At 64.5% G+C, this 7,261-nt stretch carries 6 protein-coding genes and 1 pseudogene; 5 read left to right on the top strand and 2 right to left on the bottom strand.

The genetic code is table 11. The features are described 5' to 3' along the window. Positions 1 to 15: 15 nt before the first annotated feature. Positions 16 to 2,412, top strand: a complete 2,397-nt coding sequence (locus tag PV773_RS17535; RefSeq protein WP_347967593.1) for a polysaccharide biosynthesis tyrosine autokinase — start codon at positions 16 to 18, stop codon at positions 2,410 to 2,412. Positions 2,413 to 2,440: 28 nt separating this feature from the next. Here PV773_RS17535 and PV773_RS17540 read toward each other — a convergent pair whose 3' ends face one another. Both PV773_RS17540 and PV773_RS17545 read right to left on the bottom strand, forming a co-directional pair. Next, positions 2,441 to 3,646, bottom strand: a complete 1,206-nt coding sequence (locus PV773_RS17540) for an NAD-dependent formate dehydrogenase (protein ID WP_347967594.1) — start codon at positions 3,644 to 3,646, stop codon at positions 2,441 to 2,443. 209 nt (positions 3,647 to 3,855) lie between these two features. After that, positions 3,856 to 4,563 carry a metallophosphoesterase family protein gene (locus PV773_RS17545; protein WP_347967595.1) on the bottom strand — a complete coding sequence of 236 codons (708 nt, stop codon included), beginning with the start codon at positions 4,561 to 4,563 and terminating at the stop codon, positions 3,856 to 3,858. 444 nt (positions 4,564 to 5,007) lie between these two features. Here PV773_RS17545 and minC point away from each other — a divergent pair, with 444 nt between their 5' ends. From minC to PV773_RS17565, 4 genes and pseudogenes are all read left to right on the top strand, one after another. Then, positions 5,008 to 5,742: a septum site-determining protein MinC gene (minC, locus tag PV773_RS17550; protein WP_347967596.1), complete on the top strand. Its 735-nt coding sequence runs from the start codon at positions 5,008 to 5,010 to the stop codon at positions 5,740 to 5,742. Between the two features lie 32 nt (positions 5,743 to 5,774). Next, positions 5,775 to 6,593 (top strand): septum site-determining protein MinD, encoded by an 819-nt coding sequence (gene minD / locus PV773_RS17555; protein WP_340037190.1) that lies wholly within the window; start codon positions 5,775 to 5,777, stop codon positions 6,591 to 6,593. Then, positions 6,590 to 6,850, top strand: a pseudogene (gene minE, locus PV773_RS17560) (cell division topological specificity factor MinE); the annotation flags it as partial. The gene minD and the pseudogene minE, both read left to right, overlap by 4 nt. 59 nt (positions 6,851 to 6,909) lie before the next feature. After that, positions 6,910 to 7,080 carry a hypothetical protein gene (locus PV773_RS17565; RefSeq protein WP_347967597.1) on the top strand — a complete coding sequence of 57 codons (171 nt, stop codon included), beginning with the start codon at positions 6,910 to 6,912 and terminating at the stop codon, positions 7,078 to 7,080. The last annotated feature ends 181 nt before the right edge of the window (positions 7,081 to 7,261 follow it).

A 7,261-nucleotide genomic window follows, 5' to 3' on the forward strand; every position in this document is an offset into this window, starting at 1 on the left:
AGAACTGGAACGCAGATGAACTACGCCAGCTTCCCCTTCAACGGCCGTGTAGCGCCAGCTTCCCAGGAAGCGGGGGAGGCGAGCGACTTCATCGACCTCGAGCGCCTGCTTGTCATGGCCAAGCGCCAGGCCAGGGTGGTCGGCATCGGCGCACTGGTTGGGCTCGTCCTGGGACTGGTCTATCTGCAGACCACACCGCCGACATTCACAGCCCTGACCCGCGTCCTCATCGACGAGGGCATGAACAAGATCGTCGACGAGGTGTCGGCGACGCCGGTCAACATGCAGACCGACGCGGCCATCCTCAGCCAGATCGAGATCATCAAGTCGGCGCGGCTGGCGGCGGTCGTGGTGGAAAAACAGAAGCTGGACAAGAACCCCGGCTTCATGCAGCCGCCGCAATCGCTGGTGTCGCGGCTGTTCGGATATGCGCGCGGTGTCGTCCAGATGTTCCGCTCGCGTCCGGACATTGCCGCCGGCGGGCCGGAACTGACCGAGGCCCAGCGCAAGGCGGCGGCAGACGCGGCCCTCAAGGAGCAGGCCGCGCAGACCCTGCAGGCCAATGTCATGGCCGAACGCCTGGGCCGCAGCTACGTCATATCCATCGCCTATCGCTCGAATGATCCGCAACTGGCGGCGGCCATTACCAAGGCCTATGCCGACGCTTTCGTTTCGGACCAGCTCGACGCCAGCTTCGACGCCACCGAAAAGGCCGCCGTCTGGCTCCAGGGTCGGATCGAGGAACTGCGCGTGAGCTCGCAGGCGGCGGCTCTCGAGGTGGAGAAATTCCGCGCCGCAAACGGCCTGACCGCGGCGCGCGGCGAGACGATCGCCGAGCAGCAGCTTTCCGACCTGAACGCACAGCTCATACTTGCCCAGGCGGACTCGGCAAAGGCGCGCGCCCGCTACGAGCAATATCGCATCATCGTCGAGAGCGGGCCGAAAGCAGCCGTCAGCAACTCGACCCTGTCGGCGGAGGATCCGGGAAACCCGGTCATCTCGGAGCTGAAGAAGCGCTACGCGGCCGTGTCGAAACGCGAGCAGGAAATCTCCTCCGGCTTCGGCGAAGACCACCCGCAGGCCGTGGCGCTGCGCAAGGAGCAGGCGGACCTCGGCAACCAGATGTTCCGCGAACTGAGCCAGCTGTCGGAGACCTACCGCAACGAGTACGAGGTGGCGCAGTCGCGGGAGACCGCGCTCCGCGACAGCGTGGCGAAGGCCACCGGCCAGAACTCGGACGCCAACCAGGCCCAGGTTCGCCTGCGCGAACTGGAGCAGCAGTCGACCGCCCTCAGCACGCTCTACCAGACCTTCCTGTCCCGCTATGAGGAAGCCTCGCAGCAGCAATCCTTCCCGATCGCCAAGGTGCGCGTGATTTCCGAGGCGACCATGCCGCGCGGGCCCTCGAGCCCGCGGACGTCCCTGGTGCTCGGCTTATCGCTGGTGCTGGGCTTGATGATGGGAGCGGCATTCGGCGCGCTCAACGAGTTCAACGAGCGCTTCTTCCGGACTGCGGACGACGTTCGCCAGCGTCTTGGCGTCAAGTTCCTGGGTTACCTGCCGCTGATCGGTGCGTCCGACGACAAGAAGGGCAAGGCCAAGGACGGCAAATACGTCAAGGATGGGCCTCCCGCCGAACCTCCGACCAAGGTCTCGGCGGCCGCCGAAAGGCGGGCACGCATGCGCATTGCGATCGATTCGCCTGCCTCGATGTTTGCCGAAACGTTGCGCAACACGAAGATCGCCGCCGATGTCGTGCTGCAGGACGCCGGCTGCAAGGTGATAGGCGTCGTCTCGATGCTTCCGGGGGAGGGCAAGTCGACGGTGGCGGCCAACCTGGCAGGGCTGCTCGCGAACAATGGCGCAAGGACGTTGCTGGTCGATGGCGATCTGCGTAACCCAGGTCTCAGCCGCAGCCTCGGCATCGACGCGGACCAGGGGCTGGTGGAGGCGGTGGTCAACGACCAGGGATGGCAATCCGTGGTCAAGGTAGACCGTCAGTCGAAGCTGGCCATCGTTCCGGCCGTCGTGCGTGGCCGCTTCTCGCACACCAGCGAGCTGCTGTCGTCGGCGCGCATGCGCCGCTTCATCGAGGAAGCAAAAGGGACGTTCGAATACATCATCGTCGACCTGCCGCCGCTTGGCCCTGTGGTCGACGCCAAGGCGTTCGCACCGCTCGCCGACGGCTTCGTGCTGGTGGCCGAGTGGGGTGCCACGCCGCGCCCGCTGGTGCGCTCCGCCCTCAATGCCGAGCCCCACATCGCCAACAAGATCCTCGGGCTGGTGCTGAACAAGGTCGACCTCAAGCGCCTGCCGAGCTACGGCGCCTATGGCGGATCCGAGCAGTTCCTCGGCCAGTATTCGACCTACTACATCGACAAGAGCGAGGCCAAGGTTAAGGCCGCCTCCTGAGCCTGTCTGGCGACCAGCACCGGCGCCGTCATTGCTTGGTCTTGAACCGCACGGCTTCTTCCGAACCGCGCGTGGCATCGCCAGCGCTGTAGGAATGCGCTCCCGAGCCGGCAAGCTTGCCGCCGTCGACGATCAGATATTCCTCACGAATCGGACGGCCTTCGAACCAGCACTCCAGGATTTCGCGCGTGCCTGCCGCATAGCGGGCTTGGGCGGAAAGCGACGATCCCGAAATATGCGGCGTCATGCCGTGGTGTGGCATCGAGCGCCACGGGTGGTCCTTGGGGGCGGGTTGCGGGAACCAGACATCGCCGGCATAGCCGGCGAGCTGGCCGCTCTCGAGTGCGCGGGCGACGGCGTCGCGATTGCAGATCTTTCCGCGTGCGGTGTTCACCAGATAGGCACCGCGCTTCATGCGGGAGATCATCTGCTCGTCGAAGAGGTTCTCGGTTTCCGGATGTAGCGGGGCGTTGATTGTCACCACGTCGCAGATGCCGACCATCGAGGCGGCGTCGGGGTGGAAGGTGACGCCGAGTTCATTCTCGACGGCGGTGGGCAGCCGGTGGCGATCGGTGTAGTGCAGCTTCACGTCGAAGGGCTTCAGGCGACGCAGCACGGCGCTGCCGATGCGGCCGGCACCGACGGTACCGATCTGCATGCCCTCGATGTCATAGGAGCGGGCCACGCAGTCGGCGATGTTCCAGCCGCCGCGGACGACCCAGTCGTAGGACGGGATGTAGTTCCGCACCAGCGACAGGATCATCATCATCACGTGCTCGGAAACGCTGATCGAGTTGCAGTAGGTCACCTCGGCCACCGTGATGCCGCGCTCCATCGCCGCTTCGAGGTCGACATGATCCGACCCGATGCCGGCGGTGATCGCAAGCCGCAGCCTGCCGGCCTTGGCGACGCGCTCCTTGGTGAGGTACGCCGGCCAGAAAGGTTGCGAGATCACGATCTCGGCGTCGACGAGTTCCCGCTCGAAGACGCTGTCGGGGCCGTCCTTGTCGGAGGTGACGACGAGGCTGTGTCCCGCATTTTCGAGAAATGTCCTCAGGCCGAGTTCGCCCGACACGCTGCCGAGCAGTTCTCCTGGGGCGAAGTCGATCGTCTTGGGCGTGGGCAGCGTCTGGCCGCCGGGATAGTGATCGAGCTTCGGCAGGCCGTCGCGGGCATAGGATGCCGGGTAGCCGCCGACCGGATCGTCGTAGAGGACGCAAAGAACCTTGGCCATGTGTTTCATCTCCCTTCGCCTGGCAGCGACGAGGAAAATCCTGACTGTCGACGCATCCGGGAGGGGCGGTGTGTTTCGAGAGACCGCAGGGCCTGCGACCCGCTCCCGGCACTTCCTCGGCTGGAAAGCTGTGCGCTCTTCCCAGATAGATGGAAGGGCGGGGCGTCGTTTCAAGATACTGCGGCCGCGCCTTGGCGAAGGCCCGGCAACTAGGAATACAGCAGGCGCCCGCTCTTGGCGCCGACCCGCACCGCCGTCAGCCTGCCGGTCTTGAAGGCAGCGGTGTCGATGTCCAGCCGGCGCCCGTCGAGGCGAGGGCGCTCGACCGGCGTATGGCCGTGGATCACCCAGCGGTCGAGGCGCCGCGATGCTTCGAAAAAGTCACCTCGGATGTAGAGCAGGTCAGTGTCTTCCTGCTCCAGCAACGGCACGCCCGGCCGGATTCCCGCATGCACGAAGACGAAGCGGTCCGAATAGGCGAGGATCGGCAGCGAGCGTATGAATTCGACGTGCTCGCGCGGGAAGTTGGCGCGGATGTAGCCGTCGAGCCTGGTGCTGTTTCCGTAGATCTCGGCGAGATGCTCGGCGTCGATATCGTAGGAAAACAGCGTGCTGCGCGCCCCGGTGGCCAGCCATGCGTCGAGCGACATCCTGCCGTCAAGGTAGTCGAGCGTCTGGGTCTCGTGATTGCCGACCAGGCAGATGCGCTCGAAGCCGTCCGGCGGCGCAGCGAGCAGATGATCCAGGACCTTCGCCGAGTCGGGTCCGCGATCGACATAGTCGCCGAGCATGATGATGAGCTTCCGCCCAGGCAACCGTGCCGCGTCGGCGACGATCTTTTCCTCCAGCGAGCACAGTTCGCGGTAGCAGCCATGCACGTCGCCCACTGCGTAGACGACGGTGTCGGCGAGGTTCAACCGGAGGCGCTCGCGTTGCCCTAGCCGGTCGGGTGTTCGGAATTTCAACAGACTGTCGACCTTGTTCGAGCGTTGTCGGTTGCCGCAAGTCTATCGCCCGTCATGCTCCCGATGGCAATCTCTGCCGCGAAACAGCAGGGCGCTGCAGGCATGTTCGCCGCCGGTCATCCTCCCAAAACATGCGGAGCTCCGTTACGACAACGGCGAAACACGCCGCATGACGACGAAAGCGAAGCGCCAAACTGAGCGACTCAGCTATGCTGACAGGCAGCTAAACCTGAGGGAGCCGAAGCTCCCGACCGATACAATCTTGCGATGCAGGCCTCCCCGTAGAAAGCGGTTCCATCCGATCAAATCGTGTTTCCAACGTCACGCCGGGGTGCTGCGTTAACCATTGGTTAACCATCAGTCCATAGGCATCGAAGCAACGGAAAATTAACCAAGATGACCAGAGTGCTAACAGACACGCGTCCGATCCGCCTCAAGGGCCGCTCCTTCCTGGCGCTTACGCTCTCGCCGGATCTGCCCTTCGACGAATGGCTCGATCGGCTCGATGACCTGTCGGGGCGTTCTGCGGGCTTTTTCCTCGGGCGCCCCATCGTTCTCGATGTCGAGAACCTCGATATCACCCGGTCGCAGCTGGCGGACCTCATCAGCGCGCTCGCCCAGCGCAACGTCTGGATCATGGGAATCGAGGGCGCTCGTCCCTCGCTGCTGGGCCCAGGCATGCCCCCTGCCATGAAGGGTGGCAGGCCGGCTCCCGATTTCGAGGCACCGGCGACCGAAACCAACGGGCCGGGCACATCCCTGGCGCCTGCGCTGCCGGTAGAGACCCTGATGGTCCGCCCGGTACAATCGATCATCATCCATGAGCCGGTGCGGTCCGGCCAGTCGGTCGTCTTTCCGGAAGGCGACATCACCGTTCTCGGGTCGGTCGCCTCGGGCGCGGAAGTCGTCGCCGGCGGATCGATCCATGTCTACGGGGCACTGAGGGGGCGGGCCTTGGCGGGCTCGGTCGGCAATGCATCGGCCCGGATCTTCTGCCGGAAGCTGGAAGCGGAACTGCTGGCGATCGACGGCCTCTACATGACCGCCGAGCACATGGACCGCAAGCTTCGCGGTCAAGCCGTCCAGTTCTGGCTCGATGGCGATGCGATCATGGCAGAACTTCTAAACTGAAACGGCGGCAGACCGGAGGACAGGAGAGCGAGATGGCGAAAGTAATCGTGGTTACATCGGGCAAAGGCGGCGTAGGCAAGACGACCTCGACCGCGGCCCTCGGAGCGGCGCTGGCGCAGCGGAACGAGAAGACCGTCGTCGTCGATTTCGACGTCGGCCTGCGCAATCTCGACCTCGTCATGGGGGCCGAGCGGCGCGTGGTCTATGACCTGATCAACGTCATCCAGGGCGACGCCAAGCTGCCGCAGGCACTGATCCGCGACAAGCGCCTGGATACGCTGCACCTCCTGCCGGCATCGCAGACTCGAGACAAGGACAACCTGACGCCGGAAGGCGTCGAGCGGGTGATCGGCGAACTCAAGCAGTCCTTCGACTGGATCATCTGCGACAGCCCGGCCGGTATAGAGCGCGGCGCAACCCTGGCGATGCGCCATGCCGACATCGCGGTCGTCGTCACCAATCCGGAAGTCTCGTCGGTACGTGACTCCGATCGCATCATCGGCCTTCTCGATTCCAAGACCGAACGGGCAGAGCGCGGCGAGCGGGTGGAGAAGCATCTCCTGCTCACGCGTTACGATGCCAACCGCGCCGAGCGCGGCGACATGCTGAAGGTCGACGATGTCCTCGAAATCCTGTCGATCCCGCTGCTCGGCATCATTCCGGAAAGCATGGATGTGCTGCGCGCCTCCAACCTGGGCGCACCGGTAACGCTTGCTGACAACCGCAGCGCGCCGGCTCTCGCCTATCTCGACGCGGCACGCCGGCTTGCCGGCGAATCGCTGCCGGTAACCATTCCGGGCGAGAAGCGCGGCCTGCTCAGCAAGATTTTCGGGCGGAGGGCGGCGGCATGAGCATCTTCAATTTCTTCAACAAGAAGAGTTCGGCGCCGACCGCACGCGAGCGGCTGCAGGTGCTGCTTGCGCACGAGCGGGCGAGCGAGGGGCACTCGGACCTGGTGGCGGTCCTGCGGGAGGAGATCCTCGCTGTCATCGCCAAGCACGTCCAGATCGACCGCGACAAGGTCAACGTGAAAATGGACCGCGGCGAAAAGGTCTCCACGCTCGAAGTCGACATCGAGATCCCGCTCAACGCGCGCGTCCGCGCAGCTGATGGCACTCGAAGCGGCCGCAGCGCCGCTGCCGCCGGGGCGAGCCAAAGGAGGACAGCATGACCCGAGCGGAGCTGCTTGCGAGGCTTCAGGAACTGCAGCAGATGCCCAAGTTCCAGAACCGTGACATCTGCACGATCAGTGCCGTGCTGTCCAAGGAGGCGCTGAGCAAGCACGTCGAGGTCTGTGAATCGGCCGTTGGCGCGCCGGGCCGGACGGACGGGCGATAAGCCGAGATCGAACTTGCGGCACCGGGTTCCTGCCCCAATTGCTTCGTGCCGATGCCTTCAACTATCGCCTGGGCCGCAGCGCGCTGATCGGGCAGAACGCCGATCTAGAGTCAGTTTCATTTAGTTTGAAGCGTATCCGGCATTGCGGATGTAGTTTGCGCATTCGGTTGGTGTGAAGTTG

Origin of the sequence: Mesorhizobium sp. CC13 (genome assembly GCF_039907765.1) — a bacterium.
In the GTDB taxonomy this organism is placed as follows: Bacteria; Pseudomonadota; Alphaproteobacteria; order Rhizobiales; family Rhizobiaceae; genus Aminobacter.

Coding starts and splice junctions, on each gene's coding strand:
- PV773_RS17535 (WP_347967593.1), top strand. CDS start 16: ATGAACTACGCCAGCTTCCCCTTCAACGGCCGTGTAGCGCCAGCTTCC.
- PV773_RS17540 (WP_347967594.1), bottom strand. CDS start 3,646: ATGGCCAAGGTTCTTTGCGTCCTCTACGACGATCCGGTCGGCGGCTAC.
- minC (WP_347967596.1), top strand. CDS start 5,008: ATGACCAGAGTGCTAACAGACACGCGTCCGATCCGCCTCAAGGGCCGC.
- minD (WP_340037190.1), top strand. CDS start 5,775: ATGGCGAAAGTAATCGTGGTTACATCGGGCAAAGGCGGCGTAGGCAAG.
- PV773_RS17565 (WP_347967597.1), top strand. CDS start 6,910: ATGACCCGAGCGGAGCTGCTTGCGAGGCTTCAGGAACTGCAGCAGATG.